Source organism: Rhizobium sp. C4 (assembly GCF_021026315.1).
Taxonomy (GTDB): Bacteria; Pseudomonadota; Alphaproteobacteria; order Rhizobiales; family Rhizobiaceae; genus Ensifer_A.
Genome location: NZ_JAJNCX010000001.1, coordinates 350,569 through 377,176, shown reverse-complemented (window position 1 = coordinate 377,176; position 26,608 = coordinate 350,569). Strand labels below are relative to the sequence as shown.

Genomic DNA, 26,608 nt, shown 5'->3' with positions numbered 1-26,608 from the left:
GTTCGGCTAGCAGTGGATCGACCCCTACGCATTCCGAATATTGAATTTCAGCCGGCCCAGTGGGCCGAAGGACAGAGTCTGATATGAAAATGACCTCCAAAGCCGCCTTGCTCGCCGCTGTTACGGGAGTGGTCTTTGCCGCGCAGACCTCGGGTGCTTTTGCTCAGCGCTCGCTCTTTGACATCCTGTTCGGCGACCAGCCCCGCTACGACCGACGCGGCGCTACCCTGGAGGGCCCTGTTGGCGGTGGACCGGTCGGCAACTCAGCACGCACTGGCGCCGGGCGCGCGCCGGCCGATTTCGATGCGTCCGACCCGGATCCGCTGCCGACGGTCAAGAAGTCGCAATATTTCACCTACAAGCCGGAAGCCGAGCGCCTTGTGAAGGTTCCTGCCTTCGCGGGTCCGGTGGTCACGGGCTCGGTCTCTCCCGATAGCGCGACTGCGCCGGTCGCACCGGTGACGGTATCCCTGCGCGCCGAAGACGGCGTCGCCTCCGCGATGGAAAGCTTCTACGCCAAGGGCGACAACTATCTGTGGATCACCAACGTGGGTGTGGCGGACCGCGCGCGCGCGGCCATCTCCGTTCTCGGCAAGGCAGGAGACGTCGGCCTCAATCCGGCCGACTACAAGGTCGAGGAGCCGGTTCTGTCGGGTGATGCCGCTGCCGATCGCCAGAAGCTGATGACGTTCGAGCTGGAAATGACCAAGGCTGTCCTGACCTATGTTCAGGACGACGTTCGCGGTCGCATCGATCCCAACCGGATTTCCGACTACTACGAATTCAAGCGCAAGGACGTGAACCTCAAGGGCGCACTGGCCGTCATGCAGCGCAGCCCCGACGTGGCCGCCTATCTGTCGAGCCGCGATCCGTCGAGCCCGCAGTTCCAGGCGCTGAAGGCCGAGCTTGCCAAGCTGAACGGTGTCCAGACCACCGACCAGCAGCCGCCGGTCCAGGTGAACCTGACGTCGCTCCTGCGTCCGGGCGGCAGCAGCCCGGAGCTCTCCAAGATCGTCGAACTCATCAAGCGCCACGGCTCCGACAGCCTGAAGGCCGAGAACGCCATGGCACTCGAAGCCTACACCGGCTCCCCGGACTATTCGCCGGAGATCGTCGATGTCGTGAAGGCCTTCCAGCAGGAAAAGGGCATGAAGCCTGATGGCGTCATCGGCAAGGGCACGATCCGTGCTCTCCAGGGTGGCGAGACGCAGGGCAACAAGCTCAACAAGGTGATCTATGCGATGGAGCAGCTGCGCTGGCTGCCGAACGATCTGGGCAGCCGCCGCGTCTTCATCAACCAGCCCGCCTTCATGGTCTACTACTTCAATGACAACAAGCAGCAGCTGGCGATGAAGGTCGTGGTCGGTGGCGTCAACCACCAGACCAACTTCTTCCAGGACCAGATCGAGACCGTCGAGTTCAACCCCTATTGGGGCGTGCCGCGCTCGATCATCGTCAACGAGATGATGCCGAAGCTGCGCCAGGACCCGTCCTATCTCGACCGCATGGGCTATGAAGTCAGCGTCCGCGGCAAGGTCGTCTCGTCCTCGAGCCTCGACTGGGGTCGCAATCCGGACGTCGACGTGCGCCAGCCCCCGGGCAACGCCAACGCGCTCGGCCAGCTGAAGATCCTGTTCCCGAACAAGTTCTCGATCTACATGCACGATACGCCGCAGAAGGCCTTCTTCGCGCGTGACATGCGGGCGCTCAGCCACGGCTGTGTCCGTCTCTCCGATCCGCGCGCCATGGCCGCCGCCGTTCTCGGCGTCGACAAGGACAAGATCGCGTCCGACATCGCAACCGGCAAGAACATGTCGGTTCCGGTTCCGACCAAGATCCCGGTCTATGTCGCCTATTTCACCGCCTGGCCGGATGCCGATGGCAAGGTCCAGTTCTTCGACGACGTCTACAATCGCGACACCTATCTGCAGCGCGCCATGGACGCGACCAGCAAGGCCCGCGCCCAGAGCTGAGCAAAGAGCTGAAACGACGATCTTTTGGAAACGGCCTTCGGGCCGTTTTCTATTTGGCGAGAAGGGTGCGGACGAGGTCCGGCGTCAGTTCGTCGAAGTGACCGATGATGCGCGTCGGGTTCAGTGTCTCGACCGGCACATCCGAATAGCCGAAAGGGACGGCGATCGAGGGTATGGCGGCGTTCTGAGCTGCCAGGATATCGTTGACGCTGTCGCCCACCATCACGCTCGCTGCAGCGTTGCCACCCGCGCGCTCCACCGTCTTGAGGATATGCGCCGCATCTGGCTTGCGGACCGGGAATGTGTCGCCGCCGGCAATCGCATCGAAATAGATGTCCAGCTTCAATCCTTCGAGCAGCGGCAGCGCCAGCTTCTCGAGCTTGTTGGTGCAGACGGCAAGGCGGAAGCCTTCAGCCTTCAGCGCCTCCAGCGACCGCACGACGCCGGCATAGGGCAGGCTTTCACCCGGCATTCCGTCCAGATAGTGCCGGATGAAGAGATCGAGAAGCTCGCCGAGCCGCGCTTCGACAAGCGGCCTGCCGCGCAGCTTGAAGCCGCGCTCGATCATCGCGCGAGCACCTTGTCCGACCAGAAAGGTCATGTCGTCGTAATGGACTGGCTCGATCCCTTCGATCGCAAGCACATGGTTCAGACCGGCCATCAGGTCCGGGGCCGTATCGACGAGCGTGCCGTCGAGATCGAAGACAACGGTGGGGGTGGCGGGCATGAGGGCAGGGCTCCTGAGATGATCGATCTCTCGATAGTGCGGCGGTGCTCTGCCCGCAAGTCTTGTTCACTCCGTCGGGGGTTGTCTTCACGATGTTTGCATTTGGACTTCCGTTTGCCCTCGCGCCCGTGTAAAAGCCCCTTCATTCCAAGGAATTCAGGAGTTTTTGGCGCATGGACGCCCGCCAGATGAAGATCAAGGCTGCCGAAGCAGCGCTCGCCCATGTTGAAGACGGGATGCGGCTCGGCATCGGCACAGGCTCGACGGCGGAGGAATTCGTCCGCCTGCTGGCCGAAAAGGTTGCCGACGGCTTCCGGATCCAGGGGGTTCCGACGTCGGAGCGTACGGCGCGTCTGTGCCTCGAACTCGGCGTACCGCTCAAGTCGCTCGAAGAACTGCCGGAACTCGATCTGACGATCGATGGCGCCGACGAAGTCGACGGGCAGCTTCGGCTGATCAAGGGCGGTGGTGGTGCCCTGCTGCGCGAGAAGATCGTCGCGGCGGCATCCCGCAAGATGATCGTGATTGCCGACGAGACCAAGCTTGTCGAGACGCTTGGACATTTTCCGCTGCCGATCGAGGTCAATCCGTTCGGTCTGGCTGCAACGCGCATTGCCGTCGAAAAGGCGGCGTCCGCCCTGGGTCTGACAGGTGACATCGTGCTCCGTGGTGCATCGAAGGAAACCTTCATGACCGACGGTGGACATTACATTCTCGACGCATCATTTGGCCGTATTCCTGATGCAGAGGCCCTTTCCAACAGGCTGCATGCGATTCCGGGTGTGGTCGAACACGGACTGTTCATCAATCTGGCATCTGCTGCCGTCATCGCCGGACCGGCGGGCGCTCGAATGCTGACAGCGAAAGAATAACGGGAGTTAATAGCTATATGTTGAAGTTTGCCGCTTTTGGCCGCGTTGCGGCCGCCGCACTCATTGTCACGGGCTTCGGGTTCGCAACCGTTTCCAGGGCCGCCGAAGTCACTGACGAGCAGCTCAAGGCAGCTTACGCCGCCATCAAGGCAACTGGCGCGACCGTTCCGTTCGATTCGATCCTGCCGAATATCGCGGAGCAGATGAAGGCGAACTTCATTCAGGCCTCGCCGAACTATCAGGACATGATCTCGTCCACGGTTGACAGCGAAGCCCTCGCACTGGCAGCGCGTCGCGGCGACCTGGAGAAGGAATCGGCAACGATCTATGCCAAGACCTTCACCACTGACGAACTCAACACCATTGCCAACTTCTTCAATTCCGACGTCGGCAAGAAGTTCCTGAAGGACGTTCCGCTCGCCAATCGCGAACTCTTCAAGGCTGCCGACATCTGGAGCGCCGGCATTCAGCGCGACCTGTCGAAGAGCGCCGGCGACAAGCTGGAAAAGATGATCGGCGACAAGATCAAGGCCGGTCAGGCTCCGGCTCCGCTTCCGGCGGATGCAGTGCAGCCGCAGAGCGACAATGTGGCACCGGCGGCAGATGCACCGGCGGCCAAGGCACCTGCCGAGAAGGCGCCTGCTCCGAAGGAAAAGGCACCGGCACAGAAGGCGCCTGCCAAGGAAAAGGCGCCTGCTCAGAAGGCTCCCACCCCGCAGCAGTAAGCGGCCAGTAACGCTTTTCAAGAGCCCGGTCAGTCCGGGCTCTTTCTGTTTGAACGGTGTGTCATCCGCACCGCTCTCGGGACGGCTTGCAAAGGCGCTCAAATCGTCCCAAATGACAGGAAACATCGTCCTTTCGCATCGGCCCGGTTCGCGGCCTCTCCAGGAGACATCACGTGTCAAACTACGATTACGACCTCTTCGTCATTGGCGGCGGTTCGGGCGGCGTCCGCTCGGCCCGTGTCGCGGCAGCGCTCGGCAAGAAGGTCGCAATCGCCGAAGAGTATCGCTTCGGCGGCACATGCGTCATCCGCGGCTGCGTGCCGAAGAAGCTCTTCGTCTACGCCTCGCAATTCCCCGAACATTTCGAGGATGCCGCCGGTTTCGGTTGGACGGTCGGTGAAAGCTCCTTCGACTGGAAGGCGCTGGTCGCTGCCAAGGACAAGGAAATCACGCGCCTCGAAGGCCTCTATCGCAAGGGTCTCGAAAACGCCAAGGCCGAGCAGATCGACAGCCGCGCCGAGCTTGTCGACGCCCATACGGTGAAGATCGTCAAGACCGGCAAGACCGTGACGGCCGAGCGCATCGTGGTTGCCGTCGGCGGACGCCCGAACCCGCATGCCGCGCTGAAGGGTCATGAATTCTGCATCTCCTCCAACGAGGCCTTCCATCTGGAAGAACTGCCGAAGTCGATCCTGATTGCCGGCGGCGGTTATATCGCCGTCGAATTCGCCAACATCTTCCATGGCCTCGGGGTCGACGTGACGCTGATCTATCGTGGTGCGGAAATCCTCTCGCGCTTCGATCAGGACCTGCGCCGTGGCGTTCATGCCGCGATGGAAGCCAAGGGCATCAAGGTGCTCTGCCATGATCTCATCGAAGAGGTGTCGAAGACGGGCGAGGGCTTCACGGCGCGTACCAAGAACCACGGCACGCTCGATGTCGGCCTCGTCATGCTGGCACTTGGCCGCGAACCCAATACGGAAGGGCTCGGACTGGACAAGGCCGGTGTCGAAACCGATCACAAGGGCGCGATCATCGTCGACAAGTATTCGCGCACCAATGTGCCGTCGATCTTCGCACTCGGCGACGTCACCGACCGGGTACAGCTGACCCCCGTGGCGATCCACGAGGCCATGTGCTTCATCGAGACGGAGTACAAGGGCAACCCGACATCGCCGGATCACGACCTGATCGCCACCGCCGTCTTCTCCCAGCCGGAGATCGGCACGGTCGGCCTGTCCGAAGAGGATGCCGCCAAGAAATATGCCGAGCTCGAAGTGTATCGCGCCGAGTTCCGCCCGATGAAGGCGACGCTCTCGGGCCGGTCGGAAAAGATGCTCATGAAGCTCATCGTCAACGCCGCCGACCGCAAAGTCGTGGGCGCCCATATCCTCGGCCACGAGGCCGGCGAAATGGCCCAGCTTCTCGGCATCACACTGAAGGCCGGCTGCACGAAGGACGACTTTGACCGCACCATGGCCGTCCATCCGACGGCGGCGGAAGAACTCGTGACGATGTACACGCCGAGCTACCGCGTGAAGAACGGCGAGCGGGTCTAAGCCCCGCTCTCTGTCGCGCTCGGGGCGATACCAGCCATGACAGCGCCCGAATGGCCCAGCCGAGGCCTGCCCAGTCTGGCCCGTTCAACGGGTCTTCAAGGGCAGTGCCGGGCAGGGGGCGTTCGTGTGTCCGTTTGCCTGCGTTGAACCTGTAACGCATCGTCAGCTCCTTTCGTCCGTACTCAGACTGAGCTAGCGATGTTGGAATGCAGACTGTAGAGCGTGGAATGAAAAGCCCGTTTCATCCATGAACGATATGACACGCCGCGAAAGTCGGTATGTTTCCGGGAAGCGGGTTTGACGGGAATGACGGATGGCTGAAGCAGGCTGGGACGATTTGCAGCTTTTCTGGGAGGTTGCGCGCGAGGGGGGCTTGAGCGGTGCTGCCGCGAGGACCGGCATCAGTGCGCCCACCATCGGGCGTCGCATGCTGGCGCTGGAGCGGACGCTGGGGCGCACGCTGTTCCGCCGCAGCAAGTCGGGATACGAACTGGCGCATGACGGTCAGGTGCTTTTGGAACGGGTGCGTGCCATGCGCGCCGTGGCGGAAGGCATCACGACCTGGCATCAGGATGCATTCTCGCTGCCGATTGTCGCCATCGCTGCCGATAAATGGGTAGGAAGGCTTCTGGCAAGCCAGATCGCGGAAATCCGTGGGGCTGGCGATTCCTACCGCATCTGCTGCAACTCCGTCTCCGTCGGCTTCGACCTGACCTTCCGTTCAGCCGATGTGGCGATCCTGCCGGAATGCCCCACATCCGGAAATCTCGCCGCGCTGCGTTCTGTCACGATGCGCTATGCCATCTATCGCAGTGCCGCCGCTGCGGTGCCTGCCGAGGCCCGATGGATATCGATGGGCACCGACGCGGTCCTGGCTGCTGCCGACCGCTGGGTCTTTGAAAATCACGAGCCGAATATCATGATGTGGACGGGCGACCGTGTTCTGCTGCCTGAGCTGATTGCCGCCAGCGACTGCCAGGGCGTTCTGCCGGTTCATGTCGGCGATGCCGACCCTCGACTGGCCAGGCAGGGGGAGGTGCTTGAGTCACTCGACCATTCGCTCTGGATTGTGGCCCATGACGACGATCGTCACCGCGACGAAGTGCGCACGGTCATCGACCGGCTGGCGGCTTTCCTGAAGAGGCACAAGGCTGCGTTTTGGGGCGCATGAATGCGGATCGTCACCCTTTCAGCCAATCGATCGCCTGTGGCCAGAGTGTCTCCTTGAAGCGCGACTTGAAGAAACCGATATGGCCGATCGCTCCGCCTGCCTCGATGGGGTCGGCCCAGCGCCGCTCGACGGGTGCATTGCTGTAGTATTTTATCAGTCCGTCCATGGCAGTCGGTGTGCCCCACGGATCGTCCTTCACGCCGATGGCGAGAATGGGCGTGGTCACGGCAGCATAGGCCTCACGCGCCTTGAGGACAGGGTCGTTGAAGAAATAATCCTTGTCGCGGCACCAGCGCGCCCAGTCGCGAAAGACGCCGCCGGGCAGTTCTATGCCGATGCCCGCCCATTGCGGCACCCTGCCGGTCAGCACGGCTAAGGGCACGCCGATGAGGTTCATGGAGGTCAGCACCTTCCAGGGCTCTGCCGTGCCACGCCAATAGCCCGACATGGGGACGATCATCAGATAGCGCTGGAACGCGGCATGTCGTCCGCTCAAACCAAGCGCCTGTCCTCCATAGGATTGCCCGACCCCCACAATTGCCTTGCTTGGAACGACTGCCTTCAAGGCGTCCAGCGCGGCGGGAAGGTCCTTGTGGGCCCAGTCACGCATGCTGATCCGACGTCCATCGAACCGCGCATCACGGGAGCCGCCCGTTCCACGATAGTCATAGGTGAGTGTGGCGGAGAATCCGTGTTCTGTGACAAGGGTTTCGGCAAAGCTGCGGTAGAAGCCCCGTGGCACCGCCGTTGCGGAGGAGATGAGGGCCGCAGGTCCATCGCCGGGACCGGTGGTCAGCGTGCCGGCAAGCGGAAATCCATCTTCCGCGTCGATGCGGATATCTGTCCTGTGAATCTGATAGGACATGCTCATGGCGCACCTCCCATGCAGCCAAGATTTGACGTTTACGTGCACGTTAATAAAATCGCCGCGGCTCGACAAGAGAGATTGCGAAGCAAACGCGCCACAGCCGTCACAATTCGCGGGCCGCGATCCTTTGCAAAACCTTAAACTGCGGGTATAAGCCGGCCAAATTCGAAAATATGCGGGCCGCAGCGAAAGCTTTGCGTTGCCGCGAGGGAAGGGTGAGTGAAATGACGAGGAACTGGAACCCGCAGAGCTGGAGGCAGAAGCCCATTCAGCAGGTGCCCGATTATCCGGATGCCGCCGCGCTGAAGTCGACTGAAGAGCGTCTTGCCACCTATCCGCCGCTGGTCTTCGCCGGTGAAGCCCGCCGCCTCAAGACGGCGCTTGCCAGCGTCGCCAATGGCGACAGCTTCCTGCTGCAGGGCGGCGACTGCGCCGAGAGCTTCGCAGAGCATGGCGCGGACAATATCCGCGACTTCTTCCGCGCCTTCCTCCAGATGGCTGTTGTGCTGACCTTCGGTGCGCAGATGCCGGTCGTCAAGGTCGGCCGCATTGCCGGCCAGTTCGCCAAGCCGCGTTCGTCCAATATCGAGCGCCAGGGCGATGTCGAGCTGCCGAGCTATCGCGGCGACATCATCAACGGCATCGAATTCACCGAGGAAGCCCGCATTCCGAACCCGGAACGCCAGATCATGGCATACCGCCAGTCTGCCGCGACGCTGAACCTGCTGCGCGCCTTCGCCATGGGTGGCTATGCCAACCTGGATAACGTGCATCAGTGGATGCTTGGCTTTGTCAAGGAATCGCCGCAGGGCGAGCGTTATCGCAAGCTTGCCGAGCGCATTTCCGAGACCATGGAATTCATGCGCGCCATCGGCATCACGTCCGAGAACAACCATGTCCTGCGCGAGACCGATTTCTTCACCAGCCACGAAGCCCTGCTTCTCGGCTATGAGCAGGCGCTGACCCGCGTCGACTCGACGTCGGGCGACTGGTACGCGACCTCCGGCCACATGATCTGGATCGGCGACCGTACGCGCCAGCCCGACCATGCCCATGTCGAATACTGCCGTGGCATCAAGAACCCGATCGGTTTGAAATGCGGCCCGTCGCTGTCGGCTGAAGGCCTGATCGAGCTGATCGATCTGCTGAACCCCGCCAACGAAGCCGGCCGCCTGACGCTGATCTGCCGCTTCGGCCATGACAAGATTGCCGAACATCTGCCGCGCCTCATCCGCGCCGTGGAGAAGGAAGGCAAGAAGGTCGTCTGGTCCTGCGATCCGATGCATGGCAACACGATAACGCTCAACAACTACAAGACGCGCCCCTTCGAACGCATCCTGTCGGAAGTCGAAAGCTTCTTCCAGATCCATCGCTCCGAAGGCACGCATCCGGGCGGCATCCATATCGAGATGACCGGCAAGGACGTGACGGAATGCACGGGCGGTGCCCGCGCGCTGACCGGCACGGATCTAGGCGATCGCTACCACACGCATTGCGACCCGCGCCTCAACGCGGATCAGGCACTCGAACTGGCCTTCCTCATCGCCGAGCGGATGAAGCAGAGCCATGACGAGAAGCGTGCGCTGGTGGCTAACGGCTAAGTTTTCCTGAGCCTCTGCCTCAGCGTTTCGAATTTGATTGTCCGGGAGCAATGCGTGAAGCTTGCTCCCGGATTTTCTTATTGCAGGGAGCGCGAGAGGCATGGCGGGCGAAACACACGAAGGCGGCTGTCTTTGCGGAGCGGTGCGGTTCAGGGCGCGGGGTGCACTGCGCGCCGTCGTTGCCTGCCATTGCACGCAGTGCCGCAGGCAGTCCGGTCACTATTGGGCGGCCACGAACGTGCCGGATGTGGATCTGACAGTCGACGGTGATGAGAGCGTCATGTGGTACAGCGCCACACCGGGCATTCGCCGGGGCTTCTGCAAGACTTGCGGCTCCTTCCTCTTCTGGAAGATGGAAAGCCTTGACTACACGTCCATCGGGGCGGGGACGTTTGACGGCGGCACGGGCCTGATCATCGACCAGCATATCTATTGCGCCGACAAGGGCGACTATTATGATATCCCGGAAGGCGCTCCGGCCTATCCCGGCGCAAGCCCGGTCATTCAGACTGCCGGATAAATACGAGAGAAAAGCGCAATGATCCTGAATACGGAAAAGAGCTTCGGCCTCGTTTCCATTCTCTTTCACTGGATCATGGCGGCGCTGTTTCTCATCCAGTTCTGGATCGGTCTGACCATGGAGAGCGAACCGGTCCTTGCCGCAAAGCAGGCTTTAATCGCACGCCATGTCTCGATCGGCATTCTCATTCTTGCTCTGTGGGCTATCAGGATCGTCTGGACCCTGTGCAATCGACGCCCGGCGCTGCCGGGCGGCATGCAGCAGGGGGAGCGCAGACTGCCCCGCGCCAGCCACGTTCTGCTTCTGGCGCTGTTCGGCATCATTCCGCTGACCGGCTGGCTGCTCGTGTCGACGATGGGCGGACTTCTGCCTTTCCAGATCTTCGGCCTGTTTGCCCTACCGCGCTTCGGGCTCGGCGCGTCCCTCCACGCCGCTGGAATCTGGAGCGTTTTTCACGCCTTCCTGGCCTATTTCATGCTAATTCTGGCGGCGGTGCACGCGCTCGCGGCGCTGCGCCATCAGTTCACGCTGAAGGACGGATTGATGGTCCGCATGCTGCTGCCGGGGCGCAGCCTGATCGATGAATAGAGCATGTCCAGCAAAAGTGCTTTAGCGGTTTTGCGTCAGGACTGCGGAGAAACAAATGGAGAGATAATTTCAGGTGACCCACCGGAAATTATCTCGGCGGCAGGGAGTGGCCGCCTGCCACATGCTTCATGGGAGGAAAACATGGAAGCTGCACGCAAGCTGGAGCCGCAAAGCCGGCGCTATGGTCTGACGCCAAACGATTGCCGTCTTGACGAATTCCGCCGTCTGGTAGAGCGGACGGCCAATCTCGCCGACTATCCGAACGCGAGCGCCATCGAGAAGAATGTCGTCATCTACGACAGCGCGGCGCTCGGAAAGGCAGCCAGTGCAGATGAAGAGGCGGTCCTGGCCGAGCTTTGCGATCTCCTCATGCAGGGTCCCGGCGTTGCTGTCTTCAAGCGCGCCTTCACCGATCTCGCGGTGATCGATCGTGCAAGCCGGGTCTTCGCCGACATCATTGACGAGCAGCACCGCACCAAGACTGGCGGTGGCGATCATTTCGCCAAGCCCGGCGCCAATGACCGCATCTGGAACTCGCTGGAGAAGCATTGCCTGGCGGATCCGGAGAATTTCGCGCTCTACTATGCCAACCCGATCATCGAACTGGTCAGCCGCGCCTGGCTTGGCCCGGCCTACCAGATGACCGCGCAAGTGAACCGCGTGAACCCCGGCGGCGCGTCGCAGACCCCGCATCGCGACTACCATCTCGGCTTCCTGACGGCCGCGCAGATCGGTCGCTACCCGGCGCATGTTCATCAGCTCTCTCCCGTGCTGACACTGCAGGGCGCAGTCGCCCATTGTGACATGCCGCTCGAAAGCGGCCCGACGCTCTTCCTGCCCTTCAGCCAAGCCTACGAGCCGGGCTATGTCGCGCTGGAAAGGCAGGAGTTCAAGGACTATTTCGCCGCCAACCACGTGCAATTGCCGCTGGAGAAGGGCGACGTCGTCTTCTTCAATCCGGCGCTTTTCCATGCCGCCGGCTCCAACATCTCCAAGGACATCCTGCGGGTTGCCAACCTGCTCCAGGTCTCGTCCGCCTTCGGCCGCGCCATGGAAACGGTCAACCGGACACGTATGTGCGCCGAGCTCTATCCGGCGCTCGTCAAGCTGAAGGGCGAGGGGAGGCTGGACGCGGCGGGCATCTCCAATGCCATCGTGGCTTCAGCAGAGAGCTATTCCTTCCCGACCAATCTCGACCGCGACCCGCCGATCGGCGGCATCGCCCCAAAGCCGCAATCGATCCTTATGGCCGAGGCTCTTTCCGAGGGCTGGACGACTGAACGTTTCGAAGCGGCCCTTGCCGCCTATGACGAGAAACGTCAAAGCTGAGCGAAGCAGGGGAAGAGGATCAGTCATGAGTGAAAATTATGCGCGTCTGGACGGCCGCGTGGCCGTCATCACTGGCGGCACGCAGGGTTTGGGAGCGGCGGTCGCCCGGCTCTTTGCCGAGCGTGGGGCTGCCGGAATTGTCACCTGTGGTCGGTCGAAGGAGAAGGGCGAGGCCGTTGCCGCTGCGATCTCGTCAGCAACCGGCGTGCCGGTCCATTTCGTCGCTGCCGACCTCGGCTCCGCTGATGCACCTGCAGAAGTCATGAAGGCTTGCGACGAACGGTTTGGTCGCGTCGATGCCCTCGTCAACGTTGCGGCGATTACCGATCGCGGCTCGATTATCGACACATCGCCGGAGCTTTTCGACCGCATGTTCGCGATCAATGTACGCGCGCCTTTCTTTCTCATGCAGGAAGCGGTGAAGATGATGATCCGTGACAAGGTGGAGGGCACGATCGTCAATATCGGCTCGATGTCAGCCATGGCCGGCCAGCCGTTTCTCTCGGCCTATTGCGCGTCGAAGGGCGCGCTCGAGACTCTGACGAAGAACACGGCCTTCTCGCTGCTGAAGAACCGCATCCGCGTCAACCAGCTGAATATCGGCTGGATGGCGTCTGACGGCGAGGATCGCATCCAGCGCGACTATCACGGGGCGTCAGACGATTGGCTCAAGAAGGCCGCCGCTGCTCAGCCCTTTGGTCGGCTGGTCGATCCGCAGGAAGTGGCGCGCGCCTGCGCCTATCTGTCCTCGCCGGAATCCGGACTGATGACCGGCTCGGCGATCTGTTTCGATCAGGTTGTCTGGGGAGGGTATGAGTCCGGACCCGCGCCATCAGCACCGATGACACTCTGACGCGGGTTAGGAGGGATCAGCCGGGGCAGCCAGCGTTGCCGCGTGCCCAATGGTTGACACCGGCCGAGATCTTGGCGTGCAGCTCGCCCTGCATCAGCGGCCCAAAGGCCTGCAGCCGTGCCGGATCGCCCTCGGCCATGATGACGAGCAGCGGACGCGATTCCGGGCTATGCTTGGCAACAAGCAGCAGGCGCGGCTTGCCGCTGAAGGAATTCAGCTCCGGCGCCATCCTGTATCGTGCGAAAGCCGGATCCTTGGTGCGGAACCAGCAGGCATTCGCGCCGGTCGTAATGCGCTCCATCACGGGCAGGGCGGCGGAGCGAACGGTTGTCGGGGCTTGCGCAGCCTTCTGCGACTGGCAGGAGGACAGTGCCGCGGCAGACAGCACGACTGCGGCGGAGAGCTTGAGAAAGGCGCGCATGGAAAACCTTGTGGTCTTGAGAAATCAGGCGGCGATGACGTCGAGCGCCGAGGCAAAAAGGCCACGGCCGTCCGAACCGCCATGGGCGGCTTCGATCAGGTTTTCCGGATGCGGCATCATGCCGAGCACATTGCCCCTGGCATTGATCACGCCGGCAATGTCGTTCATCGAGCCGTTCGGATTGGTGCCTTCGGCATAGCGGAACACGACCTGGCCCTTGTCTTCCATCGCCTTCAGCGTCTCGGCATCGGCGAAATAGTTGCCGTCGTGATGCGCGACGGGGCAACGCAGCACCTGACCTTTGGCATAGGCGCGGGTGAAGGCCGTCTCGGCATTGGCGACTTCGAGCTTGACTTCGCGGCAGACGAATTTCAGCGAAGCATTGCGCATCAGCGCGCCTGGCAGCATGCCGGCTTCGAGCAGGATCTGGAAACCGTTGCAGACGCCCAGAACCTTGACGCCCTGTTCCGCCTTCTCGCGGATCGCCTGTATGACCGGCATGCGCGCCGCAATCGCGCCGCAGCGCAGATAGTCGCCATAGGAGAAGCCACCGGGGATCACGATCAGATCGACATCCGGCAACTCCGTTTCCGTCTGCCAGACCGTGACGGGCGCCTTGCCCGAAATCTTGGTCAGCGCCGCGATCATGTCGCGGTCACGATTAAGCCCGGGAAGCTGAACGACGGCAGATTTCATGGCTTTCAAAGCTCCAGTGTTCTCGAAAGCAAGTCTCTTTCGAATAGTGGTGGCAATAGGTCCATGCGGCTGGATCGTCAATTGGATTTTCCACCCGGTCCCCAAAACTTCGCCGGCGCCTAATCAACAGAATAGCGATCCTGTGCGGCTTCAGAAAATTCGCGCAGATCGAGCCGTCTTTCCGTGCGCAGCAATCGCTCTTCCAGATTGTGGATGAGTTCGTGAAGGTTGCTGATGTCGACCTGCTGCGCGGCCACGAGGCGTCTGAGTGCGATGTTGTCGGTTCGGAGGTCGCGAATGGATCTGTCTGTTTCGTCACTACGTGCATGCAAGCGCCGTAAGAGTTCTTGCAGCAGTTCCTGGCGAACTTCACTCATTTGAGACCCGTCAGGGTTCCCATTCGATCACCGAACAGGCGCGCCTTCTGAGCATCGTTTCGCGCCTGCCCCTCGGCGAGAAGCTTCAACGTCTCGCGAGATGTAGCGCGAAGCTCCTGCAGGTCCTCATTGAGCCGACGTGACTTCTCATCAAGCTTCAACAGCTCTTCGTATATCATCTCGGTCGTGATCGTCGACACGGCCTGTCGCTCCACCTTTAATTGAGAGCGATAGTATAATTCTCAATTACCGTGTTCGCCAGAAGTTTCTCGCACATGGCCTTCAGGTCGGCTTCGGCCTTGGCCTTGTCGGCGCTGTCGATCTCGATGTCGAAGACCTTGCCCTGGCGGACATGGCCGACGCCATCGAAGCCGAGCGCGCCGAGCGCGCCTTCGATTGCCTTGCCCTGCGGGTCGAGAACGCCATTTTTCAGCGTGACGGTTACGCGTGCCTTGATCACGTCTAATCCCCTGACGGTTTTACTTGACCAGAACCGGACCCGTGCCGCGCACAGGCTCGTTTTCGTTGATGATGCCGAGACGACGGGCGACTTCCTGATAGGCCTCGATCAGCCCGCCGAGATCCTTGCGGAAGATGTCCTTGTCCATGCGCTTCTTGGTCTCGATGTCCCAGAGGCGACAGCTGTCCGGCGAAATCTCGTCGGCCAGAACGATGCGCATCATGTCGCCTTCGAAAAGGCGGCCGCATTCGATCTTGAAATCGACAAGCTGGATGCCGGCGCCGAGGAAGAGACCCGAGAGAAAGTCGTTGCAGCGGATGGCGAGCGCCATGATGTCGTCAAGCTCTTGCGGGCTTGCCCAGCCGAAGGCCGTGATGTGCTCTTCGGAGACCATCGGGTCGCTGAGCTGGTCCGACTTGAAGTAGAACTCGATGATCGAGCGCGGCAGAACCACGCCTTCCTCGATACCGAGGCGGGTCGAGAGCGAGCCGGCGGCGACATTGCGCACGACGATCTCGAGCGGAATGATCTCGACTTCCTTGATCAGCTGCTCGCGCATGTTCAGCCGACGAATGAAGTGCGTCGGAATGCCCATGCGGTTCAGATGCGAGAAGATAAACTCGCTGATGCGGTTGTTCAGCACGCCCTTGCCGTCGATGACGGCATGCTTCTTGGCGTTGAAGGCGGTGGCATCATCCTTGAAGAACTGGATCAGGGTGCCCGGCTCAGGTCCTTCGTAAAGGATCTTGGCCTTGCCTTCGTAGATACGGCGGCGACGGTTCATGAAATAATCGACCTGTTCGGCGCATGTCGCTGGAATGACTCGACATGCTTGTTTTAAGTTTTGCGGCTCCTTAGCCGATCTTGGGGCATTTAACAACGCTTGGCTTCCGCGATCCCCGGTTTCGTCCACCAAGGGTTCAGTTCGGCGGCCTGAGATTGCTCAGGAACTGCGCGAAAGTCATCGTGCCTTCCGGCCACGGGCCATGCCCGGAATCGGCATTGATATGGCCGGATTCGCCCGCATCGAGGAGAAGCGAGCCCCAGGCAGCGGCAATCTCGTCGGCATGTTCGAACGTCCCGAACGGATCGTTGCGGCTGGCCACCGTCATGGACGGGAAGGGCAGCGGTTCGCGCGGATAGGGGCCGAACGTCATCAGATGCTTCGGCCGGATCGTCGGGTTGGCCACGTCCGGCGGCGCAACGAAGAAGGCGCCGGCAACAGGCTTCTTGAACAGCGGCACGGCATGGACGACGGCCGGCACGCCCAGCGAATGGGCAACCAGCACGACCGGCTTTTCCGCCGCATTCACCTCTTCGGCGACACGCGCAACCCAGTCCTCGCGCACGGGCTTGGACCATTCGGCCTGCTCGACGCGGCGCGCGGTGGAGAGCTTGTTTTCCCAGCGTGTCTGCCAATGACCGGGACCGGAATTGGTGTAGCCGGGAATAATGAGAATTTCGACGTCCGATACTTTCATAGCCCTTATGTCTGCCTTCCTTGCGCAATCGTCAAGAACCCGAATGCAGCTTATGTTGCAATGCAAAAAACAAAAGTGATTTCAAGATCTAAGACGAAAGTTTGGGCTTGCGCGCGTTTTCTGTCAGGGTACTCTGGCGTTCAGAACCACTTTGGGAGGAGTGAATATGCTCGGTTTGATGCAGGATTGGCCGCTGCTTTGCCACAAGGTTATCGACCACGCTGGCCTGTTTCATGGCAGGCGCGAGGTGATTTCCCGGTCTGTCGAGGGACCCATCCATCGCACCGATTATGCCACGGTGCGCCGTCGCTCGCTACAATTGGCAAAGCGGCTGGAGAAGGATGGGATCAAGGTCGGTGACCGGATCGGGACGCTGGCCTGGAACACCTGGCGGCACCTTGAAGCCTGGTACGGCATCATGGGCTGCGGCGCTGTCTACCATACGCTGAACCCGCGCCTTTTCCCGCAGCAGATCGCCTGGATCATGAACGATGCGGAAGACCGTTTCCTCTTCGTCGACATCACCTTCATGCCGATCGTCGAGAAGATCGCGCCGCTGGTTCCGTCGCTTGAAAAGGTGATCGTGCTGACGGATGCCGCCCATATGCCGCAGACGAGCCTGCCGAATGTCGTGCCTTACGAGGACTGGCTGGCGGAAGTCGATGACGATTACGTCTGGAAGGACCTCGACGAGCGCGCCGCTGCCGGCATGTGCTACACATCCGGCACGACGGGCGACCCGAAGGGCGTCGTCTATTCGCACCGCTCGAACGTGCTGCACTCGCTGATCTGCATCCAGCCGGATGCCATGCAGCTTTCCTCGCGTGACCGCCTGATGCCGGTCGTGCCGCTCTTCCACGCCAATGGCTGGGGGATTGCACTCTCGGCCCCGATGGTGGGCGCAACGCTCGTCATGCCGGGACCGGGCATGGACGGCAAGTCGATCTACAGCCTGCTGACCAACGAACGCGTGACCGTCACGGCGGCCGTGCCGACCGTCTGGCTTGGCCTGTTGCAATTCATGGAGAAGGAAGGCGGCAAGCTGCCGGATCTCCGCTCGGTCGTCATTGGCGGCTCGGCTGCCCCGCGCTCGATGATCAAGACCTTCAAGGAGAACTATGACGTTGACGTCGTCCATGCCTGGGGCATGACGGAGATGAGCCCGGTCGGGTCGCTCGGCAGTCTCAAACCTGAATATGACAAGCTCGAGGGCGAGGCGCGCTACGATGTCCAGATGAAGCAGGGCCATGCGCCCTTCGGCGTCGAGATGAAGGTAACGGACGACGAGGATGTCGAGCGTCCGTGGGACGGCAAGACCTTCGGCCGGCTCAAGGTGCGCGGGCCGGCGGTGGCGAGCTCCTACTACAAGGGCAGGGGCGCCGAGCAGTTCGATGAGGGCGGCTGGTTCGACACGGGCGACGTCGCCCATATGGATGCTGAAGGCTACATGCAGATCACCGACCGCTCCAAGGACGTGATCAAGTCCGGCGGCGAATGGATTTCCTCGATCGATCTGGAAAATCTCGCGGTTGGCCATCCCGATGTGGCCGAAGCGGCGGTGATTGGTGTCGCCCATCCCAAATGGGACGAACGCCCGCTGCTGATCATCGTGAAGAAGGAAGGCCGCAATCCGTCCAAATCCGATATCCTCGGCTTCATGGACGGCAAGATCGCCAAGTGGTGGATGCCGGACGATGTCGTCTTCGTGGATGCCATCCCGCATACGGCCACCGGCAAGATCCTGAAGACCGAACTGCGCGAGCAGATGAAGGAATACAGGCTGCCGATGGCGTCGTAAGTTCGGGGTCACGGGCCGGTGATGATCGCGCCGGCTCGTGGGAACTCCTCATCCGGCCCTTCGGGCCACCTTCTCCCCAAAGGGAGAAGCGGGAATATGTGCAGCAGCGTCGCGGGCCTCCTCGCCCCTTGGGGAGAGGTGCGCCGAGCGCGGTGGAGGCGCGGTGAGGGGGCGTCACGGCAGGACGGTCGAGGAATTGACGGGACAAAAAATCCCCGCCCAACAGACAGTTGAGCGGGGATTTTGATTCAGACTCTCAAGCGTGTCCTCACGTCCGCAGCACCCGGTAGATCGCCGGGATGACGAGAACGGTCAGCGCGGTCGACGATGCCAGCCCAAAGAGTAGCGAGATCGCCAACCCTTGAAAGATCGGGTCGGTCAGGATCACCGCCGCGCCGATGATGGCGGCCAGCGCGGTGAGCAGGATCGGCTTGAAGCGGATCGCACCGGCCTCGATCAGCACATCGGTCATCGTCCGACCTTCCATGTCGCTGTTGCGGATGAAATCCACCAGCAGGATCGAGTTGCGGACGATAATGCCGGCCAGCGCAATGAAGCCGATCATCGAAGTCGCCGAGAAGGGCGCACCGAACATCCAGTGGCCGGCGAGAATGCCGATGAAGGTCAGCGGCACCGGCGTCAGGATGACCAGCGGCAGCTTGAACGAGCCGAACTGCGCGACGACGAGGATATAGATCCCGAGCAGCGCCACCATGAAGGCCGCACCCATGTCGCGGAACGTGACCCATGTCACCTCCCACTCGCCATCCCAGAGTAGCGTCGGATGACGCTCGTCTTCCGGCTGGCCATGCAGCGCGATGACCGGCTTCGGCAGGTCCTTCCAATCCATTTTGTCGAGCGCATCCTGCACCGCAAGCATGCCGTAAAGCGGTGCCTCGAACTGACCGGCGAGCTCCGCCGTCACCATTTCCGCGCTGCGGCCATTGTGGCGGAAGACGGGGAAGGAGGAGAGCTCGTTCGTGACCTTCACGACATCGCCCAGCTCGACCACGCCATTGCCGCCGGGCAGGACATTGGCCGGGATCGGCGTTGTCAGGAAGGCCTCGTTGAGCTGCTGGTCGCCCTTGGCCCGCTGAACCCGGATCGGGATCGGCGTACGGCCGTTGCCGCGATGCGAATAGCCGACTGTCTGCCCGCCATTGAGGATCGAGATCGTGTTGAACACGTCGCTTTCCTCGACATGGAAGAACTCGGCCTTGTCGGTATCCACCGTCAGGCGGACGCGCTCAGCCTGCGTGCCATAGGAATTGTCGATATCGACAATATAGGGAACGCTGCGGAACGCTTCCTCGACACGGGCGGCCACCTTGCGGCGCGTTTCCGGATCGGGGCCGTAGATTTCGGCAAGCAGCGTCGCCATGACCGGCGGCCCCGGCGGCGGCTCGACCACCTTCAGGCTCGTGCCGGCAGGAACCGAAAGCTTTGCGATGCGCTGGCGGATGTCCAGCGCGATCTGGTGGGACGAGCGGTCGCGCTCGCCCTTGCCGGTGAGGTTGACGGCGACATCGCCCATATAGGGCTGGGCGCGCATATAGCTGTGGCGCACGAGCCCGTTGAAGTTGAAGGGCGCGGCGGTCCCGGCATGGGTCTGCACGGAGACGACCTCAGGCAGGTCAACGACGACGCGCGCGATATCCTGCGCCACCCGGTCGGTCGCCTCGACGGAGGCGCCTTCCGGCAGATCGATCATGACGGAGAGTTCCGACTTGTTGTCGAAGGGCAGCAGCTTCACCGTGACATGCTTCGTATAGAACAGGCTGAGCGAGCCGAGCGTCAGCGCGCCGACGGCCAGCAGGAAGATCCAGCTGCGCGCCTTCGTCTTCAGGATCGGCCGGGCAACGGCCGCATAAAGCTGCCCGAGCTTGCCGCCATGCGCCTCGTCATGATGGACAACGGGCGCCTTGCCGCTGACCTTCAGCATCAGATAGGGCGTGACGATCACGGCGACGAAGAAGGAGAAGATCATCGCAGCCGAAGCATTGGCCGGGATCGGGCTCATGTATGGCCCCATCATGCCCGAGACGAAGAGCATGGGAAGGAGGGCTGCTACCACGGTCAGCGTGGCGACAATCGTCGGATTGCCGACTTCCGCCACGGCCTCGATGGCCGCACGCCGGCGGGACCGCGTGTCATGCATGCCCCAATGCCGCGCCGTGTTCTCGATGACGACAATGGCGTCATCGACCAAAATGCCGATGGAGAAGATGAGCGCGAAGAGCGAAACGCGGTTCAGCGTATAGCCCATGACATTCGAGGCAAAGAGCGTCAGCAGGATCGTCACCGGAATGACGATGGCCACCACCAGCGCCTCGCGCCGCCCGATGGCGAGCCAGACGAGGAGAATGATCGAAACTGTCGCGAGCCCCAGATGGTAGAGCAGCTCGTTGGCCTTCTCATTGGCCGTTTCGCCATAGTTGCGGGTGACTTCCAGATGCATGTCGCCGGGGATCAGATCGCCCTTCATGAGCTCGACCCGTGCCAGCACGGCCTCGGCCACCGTCACCGCATTGGAGCCGGCGCGCTTGGCGACGGCCAGCGTGACGGACGGGACGCGCTCAACGCCCCCATCAACGCCCTTGTCAGTCTTGGTGACGGTCGCGACACGCAGGTCGGCGGTATCCGTCGTCAGCGAAATGGTTGCGACATCGCGGACATAGACCGGCCGGCCATCGCGCGATGTCAGCAGCAGGTTGCCGATCTCGGCGGGCGTCGAGAGCGTTTCGCCGGCAATCAGGCCAAGTTCCTGATTATCCTTCCGGACGGTGCCGGCGGGGAAGGCGCTGTTGGCGCTCTGTACCTTGCCGGCCAGCTGCTGCAGCGTCACGCCATAGAGCGCAAGCTTGGCCGGATCGGGCGCAATGCGGATCTGCTCGCCCGTCTCGCCGACCAGATAGGTCAGGCCAACATTGTCGATCTTCGAGACTTCGGTGCGCAGCTCGCGCATGATGCGGGTGAGGTCATTGGCGGTAATGCGATCGGCTGCTTCCGACTTCGGCGACAGCGTCAGCGAGACGATGGCGACATCGTCAATGCCTCGCCCGACGATCATCGGCTGCGGAATGCCGAGCGGGATCTTGTCCATGTTCGCCATGACCTTGTCATGGACGCGCAGCACGGCAGCATCGGAGGACGTGCCGACCTTGAAGCGCGCCGTGACCATGACATTGTCGTCGCCGGACTGCGAATAGACATGCTCGACGCCGTCGATGCTCTTGACCACCGTTTCCAGCGGCTCGGTGACGAGCTTCACGGCATCTTCCGCCTTCAGCCCCGGCGCCTGCACGATGATATCGACCATCGGCACGGAGATCTGCGGCTCTTCCTCGCGCGGCAGGCTGATCAGCGCCACCATCCCGAAGGCGAAGGCGGCCAGCAGGAAGAGGGGGGTGAGCGGCGACTTGATGAAGGCCTTGGTGAGACGCCCGGCAATGCCGAGATCCCGCATGCCCGCATCCTCGGCGTCTTCATGATGATGCTCAACCGGCCAGGGGCCTGGCTCTTCATGGCCCGGCGTGGTTGGATTCTTGTTGTTATCGTCGGTCATTTCGGTGTCACCACGGCATCGCCAGCTTTCAGACCGGTCAGAACCTCGACCATGGGCGGATTGCTGTCTTCCATCTTTTCGCCAAGGATGACGGCACGCTCGACAGACTTGCCGCTCTCTTCGACGCTGACAAAATCGATGCCGGAGCGGGTGACGATTGCTGCTTGCGGCACGAGAAGCGCCTTGCGCGTCGCCACCGGAATTTCCACCAGCACGCGGGCATTGACGAAATCGGAATTGAGCTTGGCCACCTCAACGTCAGCGGCGACACGGCCATTGGTGATTTCCGGATAGATCTTGACGAGCTTGCCCGTTTCCTTGGCCCCGCCGGCGGAGATGTGAATGCTCGCGCCCTGTTTCAGCGCGCTCGCATGCCGTTCGGGAATGGCAAGACGCAGGAAGAAGCCGCCACCGCCGATGGTCGCCACCGGCTCGCCGCCCATGATGACCGCACCCTTGGTCACGGGAACCTGCAGCACACGCCCATTGGCCGGTGCCAGCACATCGCCTTCCTTCTGCTGTTCGACAGAGACGGAGCGCTGCGCAGTCAGAGCCACGATCTGGCTGCCCAGAACATCGACGCTGGTCTTGAGCTGGTCGAGTTGCTGCTGGGTTGTGATGCCCTTGCCGACCAGCGCCGTGCCACGGGCAAGCTCTGACTGTGCATTGGCAAGCTGCGTTTCAAGCGCCTTCAGCTGCGCGTCATAGGCGGCCAGCTGGAAGTCGATCTTGTCGTCGCGCACGACCGCAATCGTCTGCCCGGCCTTCACAACATCGCCTTCGGTGACGGTGAGCTCGGTGATCACGCCGCCAATGCGCGCGCGTGCCGGCACCGTGTCCTTGGCCTCAACCTGGCCGTAAACGGCTTTCCACTCGGTCATGTCGGTCGGCTGCAGCGTGAGCGAGCCGGCCAGCGCCGGGTTCGCGAGCGCCAGCAGGCCGGCGACCATCCATGTCTTTTGCATCGAGGCAGTCCTTCAGAATGCGCAGCCGGCCTTGATGCCGAACCGCTTGAAGATCATCGCAGCCGGGCAGAACCCGGTGAATGCGGATTGTAAGAGGTTAGCCCCGATGAAGACTGTAAACCAGACGAAATAGGGGGATACGAAAACGGTCAGCAGGACCGAAAGAAGGGTCATGATGCCGGCAAAGGCGAGAACGGCGCGGTCGAGTGTCATGGCAGAGACTCCAGTCTGTTTTGAATTCAGGAAAACATATATATAATAAGATATATGTTTCAAGCCCTAAAGCTTGTTATTCGTCAGTTTGGCCGATGTTCTAATGAATGAGTGACCGGCCTGCACGAGACACGGCAGGCCGGTGACGGGTGCTACTGGGATTTCATCCAGTTCTTTCTGCCGACGCCACCCTTCTGACCGCCTGCGGCATTGAAGCGGGCATGTGCCGCAGCGATGAACTCGTCGTGACTGACCATTCCGTCATGATCGGTGTCCATGGTTTTGAAGCGACCTGCCTTTGACGTCTGCATCTGGGCCTGGCGCTTCGCATTGCCCGTTCCCGATGCTCCGGGACCCATTCGCACGGCCATGTATTCTTCAAGGGTCAGCTTGCCGTCGGAATTCGAATCCATGGCGCCAAAGACACCTTCCGCCCATGCATCGACTTCAGCCAGAGAAAGCCGTCCGTTGCCGTCTGTATCCATGGTTTTGAAGGGCGTGTTGTCGGGCGGTCCCATACGCCCCGCACCGGCGCCTTGCTGCGCGACCGCACCGCCCGCCAGAAGGGATAAGGCGAATGCCGTTGCAAGTGCCTGTCGAGTGTAGTTTGACATGATCTTTCTCCACTAATCTGACCCGCAGGAGGGACACTAGTGGAGAAATCACATAATTAGATTGATATGTATCAATCGCTAATTAAACAGGCTTACGCCTCACCGAAGACCCGGCGAAAGATCGTGTCGACATGCTTGGTGCAATTGCCGAGCTCGAACGTCTCGCGGATTTCTTGTTCGGACAGTGCTGCGCGACCCCCTTCGTCGGCAGGCAGTTTCTCCAGGAAATCCGCGCATCGTCCATGATCAAAGCGCGGTGAAGCCATTGTCCACGAAGAGATGCGCCCCATTGACGAAGCTCGCATCGTCGGAGGCGAGGAAGAGGGCGGCTTTTGCCACCTCTTCCGGCTCGCAGATCCGGCCCTGCTGCGCGGCAAGCGCTGCTTCCGAGACATCGACGCCGAGTGCCTGCAAGTCCGTCACTTCGCGAAGCCCGTGCGGCGTGCGCACGAAACCGGGGCAGACGGCGTTGCAGCGGATGTTGCGGTCGCGGAATTCGACGGCAATGGCGCGGGCAAACATATGCACGGCCCCCTTGGTCGTATCGTAAAGCACTTCCATGGGCGTCGCCGCGACTGCGGAGATGGAGGAGGTGCAGACGATCGACCCGCCGCCAGAAGCAATCATCCCCGGAAGCACGGCCTTGGTCATCAGGAACATCGACTTGACGTTCACATCATGCAGCCAGTCCCATTCCTCCTCGGTCGTCTCAAGGAAGGGCTTGATGACGATCGTGCCGGCATGATTGAACAGCACCGTGACCGGCCCGTATGCCGCCTCGATGGCCTTCACGGCAGCGTTGACCTCATCGGCCTTCGACACATCCGCCTGCTGGAACATCGCGACGCCACCGGCCGCTTCAATTTCCGCAACCTTGGCCGCACCTGCCTCCGCATTGTGGTCGATGATCGCGACCTTTGCGCCTTCCGCCGCAAACAGGCTGGACGATGCCCCGCCCATGCCTGTGGCTCCACCCGAAACGATTGCGACCTTGCCTGCCAAACGTCCTGCCATGTCAGAAACTCCTGATGTTACTGAAAGCACGATAGAAGGTCAGGGCGAGTCGTCAAACGAAAGAAGCCGGCAGCTTGGCACTACCGGCTTCAATTCAGGCTTTTGCAGAAAGGCTTACGCCTCGCCGAAGACCCGGCGGAAGATCGTGTCGACATGCTTGGTGTGATAGCCGAGGTCGAACTTCTCGCGGATGTCCTCTTCCGAAAGGGCAGTACGAACCTCGTCGTCGCCGAGCAGTTCTTCCAGGAAGTCGGCACCCTTTTCCCAGACCTTCATCGCATTGCGCTGGACGAGGCGATAGCTGTCCTCACGCGACACGCCGGCCTGGGTGAGGGCCAGAAGAACGCGCTGGCTCATCACCAGGCCCTTGAACTTGTTCATGTTCTTCAGCATGTTTTCCGGATAGATCACCAGCTTCTCGACAACGCCGGCGAGCCGGTTCAGCGCGAAATCGAGCGTGATCGTCGTGTCCGGGCCGATGCCGCGTTCGACGGAGGAGTGCGAAATGTCGCGCTCATGCCAGAGCGCCACGTTTTCCAGCGCCGGCACCACCGACATGCGCACGAGGCGGGCGAGACCGGTGAGGTTTTCCGTCAGAACCGGATTGCGCTTGTGCGGCATGGCCGACGACCCCTTCTGGCCGGGCGAGAAGAACTCTTCCGCTTCCAGAACTTCCGTGCGCTGCATGTGGCGGATTTCGATGGCGACGTTTTCGATCGACGAGGCGATGACGCCGAGCGTCGCAAAGAACATCGCATGACGGTCGCGCGGAATAACCTGCGTCGAGATCGGCTCGGGCTTGAGGCCGAGCTTTTCGCAGACATGTTCCTCGACGCTCGGGTCGATATTGGCAAACGTGCCGACAGCGCCCGAGATCGCGCCGGTCGCGACTTCAGCGCGCGCGGCAACCAGACGGTCGCGGTTGCGGCTCATCTCGGCATAGAAACGGGCAAAGGTCAGGCCCATCGTCGTCGGCTCGGCATGGATGCCATGCGAACGGCCGATGCGCACCGTGTCCTTGTGCTCGAAGGCGCGCTTCTTCAGCGCAGCCAGCAGCTTGTCCATGTCGGCCAGCAGAATGTCGGCGGCGCGGACGAGCTGGATGTTGAAGGTCGTGTCCAGCACGTCCGACGAGGTCATGCCCTGATGCACGAAGCGCGAGTCCGGACCGATGAATTCCGCCAGATGGGTGAGGAAGGCAATCACGTCATGCTTGGTGACAGCCTCGATCTCGTCGATCTTGGCAACGTCGAAGTTGGCGGCGGAACCCTTGTCCCAGATGTTCTGCGCGGCCTCCTTGGGGATGACGCCGAGATCTGCGAGCGCGAAGCAGGCATGGGCCTCGATCTCGAACCAGATGCGGAACTTGGTTTCCTGCGACCAGATGGCCACCATTTCAGGGCGGGAGTAGCGCGGGATCATGGGCCTTCGCCTTTGCGGTTTGGAATATCGTTGCCCGCGCCATAGCAAACATGGCCGGCAATCTCAACGCATGCCGGACATGAGACACAGCCTATCGGCGCGGTTGATTAAGCGCGGCCGCGTTCTGCCGCCTCGCGGATCGCCGAAATGTTGCTGCTATAGCTCTCGACGCTGCCGCCCTTGAAGACGGCGGAGCCGGCCACGAGCACATTGATGCCCGCCGCTGCGGCCGCCGGTGCGGTTTCCGGCGTAATCCCGCCATCGACTTCCAGCTCGATCGGACGATCGCCGATCATGGCGCGGACGCGCTTGGCCTTTTCGGTGACGGCGTGGATGTATTTCTGTCCGCCAAAGCCGGGGTTGACGCTCATCAGAAGAATGAGATCAACATCGTCGAGAATATATTCGAGCACGCTTTCATGCGTCGCTGGGTTCAGCGAAACGCCGGCCTTCTTGCCAAGCGCCCGGATCGCCTGCAGCGAGCGATGCAGATGCGGGCCGGCTTCGGCATGAACGGTGATGTAGTCGCAGCCCGCCTTGGCGAAGGCTTCGAGATAGGGATCGGCCGGCGAAATCATCAGGTGGCAATCGAAGACGGCATCCGTATGCGGGCGCAGCGACCTGATGATATCCGGCCCGAAGGTGATGTTCGGCACGAAATGCCCGTCCATGACATCGAGATGGATCCAGTCGGCCCCGGCGGCAACGACGTCGCGAACTTCCTGCCCGAGCTTCGAGAAGTCCGATGCCAGGATCGAGGGCGCGATGCGGATGGGTTTCATGGGGCTTGCCTCCG

General features: G+C 61.6%; 26 protein-coding genes and 2 pseudogenes. 11 read left to right on the top strand and 17 right to left on the bottom strand.

What is annotated here, in order from left to right; translation table 11 throughout:
• The first annotated feature begins 83 nt into the window (after positions 1-83).
• Positions 84-1,973, top strand: a complete 1,890-nt coding sequence (locus LQK84_RS01815) for a L,D-transpeptidase family protein (RefSeq protein WP_442966857.1) — start codon at positions 84-86, stop codon at positions 1,971-1,973.
• A gap of 49 nt (positions 1,974-2,022) precedes the next feature.
• Here the strand turns inward: LQK84_RS01815 and LQK84_RS01810 are convergent, their stop codons facing one another.
• Positions 2,023-2,700 (bottom strand): HAD family hydrolase, encoded by a 678-nt coding sequence (locus tag LQK84_RS01810; protein ID WP_230826884.1) that lies wholly within the window; start codon positions 2,698-2,700, stop codon positions 2,023-2,025.
• A 173-nt stretch (positions 2,701-2,873) separates the two neighbouring features.
• Between LQK84_RS01810 and rpiA the strand changes: the two genes are divergently transcribed.
• From rpiA to LQK84_RS01790, 4 genes and pseudogenes are all read left to right on the top strand, one after another.
• On the top strand, positions 2,874-3,572 hold the full coding sequence (gene rpiA, locus LQK84_RS01805) for a ribose-5-phosphate isomerase RpiA (protein WP_230826883.1): 699 nt from the start codon (positions 2,874-2,876) through the stop codon (positions 3,570-3,572).
• A 17-nt stretch (positions 3,573-3,589) separates the two neighbouring features.
• Positions 3,590-4,144: pseudogene (locus LQK84_RS01800) on the top strand (DUF2059 domain-containing protein); the annotation flags it as partial.
• A 326-nt stretch (positions 4,145-4,470) separates the two neighbouring features.
• Positions 4,471-5,856, top strand: a complete 1,386-nt coding sequence (gene gor / locus LQK84_RS01795; protein ID WP_230826882.1) for a glutathione-disulfide reductase — start codon at positions 4,471-4,473, stop codon at positions 5,854-5,856.
• Positions 5,857-6,169: 313 nt separating this feature from the next.
• Positions 6,170-7,027 (top strand): LysR family transcriptional regulator, encoded by an 858-nt coding sequence (locus LQK84_RS01790; RefSeq protein ID WP_230826881.1) that lies wholly within the window; start codon positions 6,170-6,172, stop codon positions 7,025-7,027.
• A gap of 10 nt (positions 7,028-7,037) precedes the next feature.
• On the opposite strand, the gene LQK84_RS01785 is transcribed toward LQK84_RS01790, so the two are convergent.
• Positions 7,038-7,898: an alpha/beta hydrolase family protein gene (locus LQK84_RS01785; RefSeq protein WP_230826880.1), complete on the bottom strand. Its 861-nt coding sequence runs from the start codon at positions 7,896-7,898 to the stop codon at positions 7,038-7,040.
• A 221-nt stretch (positions 7,899-8,119) separates the two neighbouring features.
• On the opposite strand from LQK84_RS01785, the gene LQK84_RS01780 reads away from it, so the two are divergent.
• The 5 genes from LQK84_RS01780 (at position 8,120) to LQK84_RS01760 (ending at position 12,786) form a co-directional block, all read left to right on the top strand.
• On the top strand, positions 8,120-9,496 hold the full coding sequence (locus tag LQK84_RS01780) for a class II 3-deoxy-7-phosphoheptulonate synthase (protein ID WP_230827273.1): 1,377 nt from the start codon (positions 8,120-8,122) through the stop codon (positions 9,494-9,496).
• Between the two features lie 100 nt (positions 9,497-9,596).
• Positions 9,597-10,016 carry a GFA family protein gene (locus tag LQK84_RS01775; RefSeq protein WP_230826879.1) on the top strand — a complete coding sequence of 140 codons (420 nt, stop codon included), beginning with the start codon at positions 9,597-9,599 and terminating at the stop codon, positions 10,014-10,016.
• A gap of 18 nt (positions 10,017-10,034) precedes the next feature.
• A complete protein-coding gene (locus LQK84_RS01770; RefSeq protein ID WP_230826878.1) occupies positions 10,035-10,604 on the top strand; it encodes a cytochrome b in 570 nt (189 codons plus the stop codon).
• A gap of 141 nt (positions 10,605-10,745) precedes the next feature.
• The gene (locus LQK84_RS01765; RefSeq protein ID WP_230826877.1) at positions 10,746-11,933 is read left to right on the top strand and encodes a phytanoyl-CoA dioxygenase family protein; all 1,188 of its coding nucleotides are present in this window, start codon (positions 10,746-10,748) and stop codon (positions 11,931-11,933) included.
• A 25-nt stretch (positions 11,934-11,958) separates the two neighbouring features.
• A complete protein-coding gene (locus tag LQK84_RS01760; RefSeq protein WP_230826876.1) occupies positions 11,959-12,786 on the top strand; it encodes an SDR family oxidoreductase in 828 nt (275 codons plus the stop codon).
• Between the two features lie 16 nt (positions 12,787-12,802).
• Here the strand turns inward: LQK84_RS01760 and LQK84_RS01755 are convergent, their stop codons facing one another.
• The 7 genes from LQK84_RS01755 to LQK84_RS01725 all read right to left on the bottom strand — a co-directional run bounded on the left by LQK84_RS01755 (position 12,803) and on the right by LQK84_RS01725 (position 16,221).
• Positions 12,803-13,207: a hypothetical protein gene (locus LQK84_RS01755; protein ID WP_230826875.1), complete on the bottom strand. Its 405-nt coding sequence runs from the start codon at positions 13,205-13,207 to the stop codon at positions 12,803-12,805.
• Between the two features lie 24 nt (positions 13,208-13,231).
• Positions 13,232-13,903 carry a phosphoribosylformylglycinamidine synthase subunit PurQ gene (gene purQ / locus LQK84_RS01750; RefSeq protein WP_230826874.1) on the bottom strand — a complete coding sequence of 224 codons (672 nt, stop codon included), beginning with the start codon at positions 13,901-13,903 and terminating at the stop codon, positions 13,232-13,234.
• A 119-nt stretch (positions 13,904-14,022) separates the two neighbouring features.
• Positions 14,023-14,280, bottom strand: a complete 258-nt coding sequence (locus tag LQK84_RS01745; protein WP_230826873.1) for a hypothetical protein — start codon at positions 14,278-14,280, stop codon at positions 14,023-14,025.
• Positions 14,277-14,480, bottom strand: a complete 204-nt coding sequence (locus LQK84_RS01740; protein WP_230826872.1) for a hypothetical protein — start codon at positions 14,478-14,480, stop codon at positions 14,277-14,279. The genes LQK84_RS01745 and LQK84_RS01740 overlap by 4 nt, the downstream gene beginning before the upstream one ends.
• Before the next feature lie 17 nt (positions 14,481-14,497).
• Positions 14,498-14,740 (bottom strand): phosphoribosylformylglycinamidine synthase subunit PurS, encoded by a 243-nt coding sequence (gene purS, locus LQK84_RS01735; RefSeq protein ID WP_230826871.1) that lies wholly within the window; start codon positions 14,738-14,740, stop codon positions 14,498-14,500.
• A 19-nt stretch (positions 14,741-14,759) separates the two neighbouring features.
• Positions 14,760-15,524 (bottom strand): phosphoribosylaminoimidazolesuccinocarboxamide synthase, encoded by a 765-nt coding sequence (gene purC, locus LQK84_RS01730; RefSeq protein ID WP_112627588.1) that lies wholly within the window; start codon positions 15,522-15,524, stop codon positions 14,760-14,762.
• A gap of 136 nt (positions 15,525-15,660) precedes the next feature.
• Positions 15,661-16,221, bottom strand: coding sequence for an RBBP9/YdeN family alpha/beta hydrolase (locus tag LQK84_RS01725; protein ID WP_230826870.1), 561 nt, complete (start codon positions 16,219-16,221; stop codon positions 15,661-15,663).
• A 166-nt stretch (positions 16,222-16,387) separates the two neighbouring features.
• Between LQK84_RS01725 and LQK84_RS01720 the strand changes: the two genes are divergently transcribed.
• Positions 16,388-18,019 carry a long-chain-fatty-acid--CoA ligase gene (locus LQK84_RS01720; protein WP_230826869.1) on the top strand — a complete coding sequence of 544 codons (1,632 nt, stop codon included), beginning with the start codon at positions 16,388-16,390 and terminating at the stop codon, positions 18,017-18,019.
• Positions 18,020-18,287: 268 nt separating this feature from the next.
• Here the strand turns inward: LQK84_RS01720 and LQK84_RS01715 are convergent, their stop codons facing one another.
• From LQK84_RS01715 to rpe, 8 genes and pseudogenes are all read right to left on the bottom strand, one after another.
• Entirely contained in the window at positions 18,288-21,485 is a 3,198-nt protein-coding gene (locus LQK84_RS01715) for an efflux RND transporter permease subunit (RefSeq protein WP_230827272.1), read from the bottom strand.
• A gap of 95 nt (positions 21,486-21,580) precedes the next feature.
• The gene (locus LQK84_RS01710; protein WP_230826868.1) at positions 21,581-22,549 is read right to left on the bottom strand and encodes an efflux RND transporter periplasmic adaptor subunit; all 969 of its coding nucleotides are present in this window, start codon (positions 22,547-22,549) and stop codon (positions 21,581-21,583) included.
• A 12-nt stretch (positions 22,550-22,561) separates the two neighbouring features.
• Positions 22,562-22,762 carry a YgaP family membrane protein gene (locus LQK84_RS01705; protein ID WP_230826867.1) on the bottom strand — a complete coding sequence of 67 codons (201 nt, stop codon included), beginning with the start codon at positions 22,760-22,762 and terminating at the stop codon, positions 22,562-22,564.
• 152 nt (positions 22,763-22,914) lie between these two features.
• Positions 22,915-23,376 (bottom strand): EF-hand domain-containing protein, encoded by a 462-nt coding sequence (locus LQK84_RS01700; protein WP_230826866.1) that lies wholly within the window; start codon positions 23,374-23,376, stop codon positions 22,915-22,917.
• Between the two features lie 92 nt (positions 23,377-23,468).
• Positions 23,469-23,606, bottom strand: a pseudogene (locus LQK84_RS01695) (adenylosuccinate lyase); the annotation flags it as partial.
• Between the two features lie 16 nt (positions 23,607-23,622).
• Positions 23,623-24,390, bottom strand: a complete 768-nt coding sequence (locus LQK84_RS01690; protein ID WP_230826865.1) for an SDR family NAD(P)-dependent oxidoreductase — start codon at positions 24,388-24,390, stop codon at positions 23,623-23,625.
• A gap of 114 nt (positions 24,391-24,504) precedes the next feature.
• The gene (purB, locus tag LQK84_RS01685) at positions 24,505-25,812 is read right to left on the bottom strand and encodes an adenylosuccinate lyase (RefSeq protein WP_230826864.1); all 1,308 of its coding nucleotides are present in this window, start codon (positions 25,810-25,812) and stop codon (positions 24,505-24,507) included.
• 107 nt (positions 25,813-25,919) lie between these two features.
• On the bottom strand, positions 25,920-26,594 hold the full coding sequence (gene rpe / locus LQK84_RS01680) for a ribulose-phosphate 3-epimerase (protein WP_230826863.1): 675 nt from the start codon (positions 26,592-26,594) through the stop codon (positions 25,920-25,922).
• Positions 26,595-26,608 lie beyond the last annotated feature (14 nt).